At 59.4% G+C, this 1,309-nt stretch carries 1 protein-coding gene; it reads right to left on the minus strand.

Annotated elements, in window-relative coordinates:
* Window positions 1–8: 8 nt before the first annotated feature.
* Window positions 9–1,186 (minus strand): IS3 family transposase gene (locus tag BN2476_RS36860; protein WP_218274575.1). Its coding sequence is split into 2 segments (ribosomal slippage): window positions 9–919 and window positions 919–1,186, totalling 1,179 coding nucleotides; the frame shifts between segments, so codons are not numbered across the junction.
* Between the last annotated feature and the right edge of the window lie 123 nt (window positions 1,187–1,309).

The raw sequence follows: 1,309 nt of genomic DNA on the forward strand, positions 1-1,309 counted from the left end.
TGTAGTGGTCAACTAATTTCGGACAGGCAGATAGGTTCTTTCGCTGTCGGTTTCGCCTCGTAGGCGGCGGGCGACAGATAACCCAGCGTGGAGTGCAAGCGCACCGGATTGTAGAAAGAGACGATGTAGTGGTTGATATCGCGCCGAGCCTCATCGTGGTTGGCGTACTGACGCTGCCACACACGCTCCATTTTGAGGTTCAGGAAGAATCTCTCCATCACGGAATTGTCCCAACAATTTCCCTTGCGGCTCATGCTGCAAACCACGTGATGCTGCTTCAGCAAGGCCTGGTAGTCCTCGCTTGCATACTGGCTGCCCCTGTCCGAATGCAGAACCAGTCCCGGTGCTGGCCGACGCTGCTGCAGCGCCATGGTCAACGCCGACATGACCAATTCAGCCGGCATGGTTGGTGCCATTGACCAGCCGACTACCCTGCGCGAATACAGGTCCAGCACGACTGCCAGATAGAGCCAGCCCTGCGCCGTGCGGATATAAGTGATGTCCGAAACCCATGCGCGATTGGGCTCGGCCACGTCAAACTGCCTGTCGAGCACGTTCGCTGCCACAGGTAGCGTATGCCTGCTGTCGGTCGTCGAGACGAACTTGCGCTTCCAGCTCGTGCGCAGGCCCGCTTCGCGCATCACCGTACGCACCCGGTAACGACCAATTCGTAGACCTTGCTCCCGCAGTGCATGCATCACGCGGCGGCTACCATAGCTCGCGCCGCTCGCGGCGAATGCTGCTTTGACGTGCGTCTGTTCCTGCAGCCTTTTCGCGCTCGGCCTGGTACTCCGGTGCGCATAGTAGCCAGAGCGGCTCACCTGCAAAACCCGGCAGGCGTGACTGACCGATACGGCCTCCTGTTGCAAATGAGTTACCACGCGGTAAATCACTTCAGTTCCCGGGCAAAGAAGGCCGATGCTTTTTTTAGCAGCGCGTTGTCCTCGCGCAGTTGCCGGTTTTCCGCCTCAAGCTGCCGGATACGCTGCTGCTCAGCCGTCAGCGGCTTGCCCTCGCCGGGGCCGCCGCCACGCTCCGCATCGTACTGCGCCACCCAGCGACGCACGGCTGTCTCAACAAGGTCCATCGACCTGCACACTTCGCTGACCGATAGTCCCTGGTCTCGCACCATCCGTACCACTTCCAGCTTGAAGCTGGCGTCAAATTGTCGGCGCCTTCTTGTCATCTTGCTCTTTTTCCTCGTCGATTCAGGATTGTCCTCCTATCGACCTGTCCGAGGAAATTAGACCACTACAGGTCTGCCGAATGGGCAGACGACTGAGCCGTGCGCGCTTGGCGTAGATGTCGT

Origin of the sequence: Paraburkholderia piptadeniae (assembly GCF_900007165.1) — a bacterium.
GTDB classification, from domain to species: domain Bacteria; phylum Pseudomonadota; class Gammaproteobacteria; order Burkholderiales; family Burkholderiaceae; genus Paraburkholderia; species Paraburkholderia piptadeniae.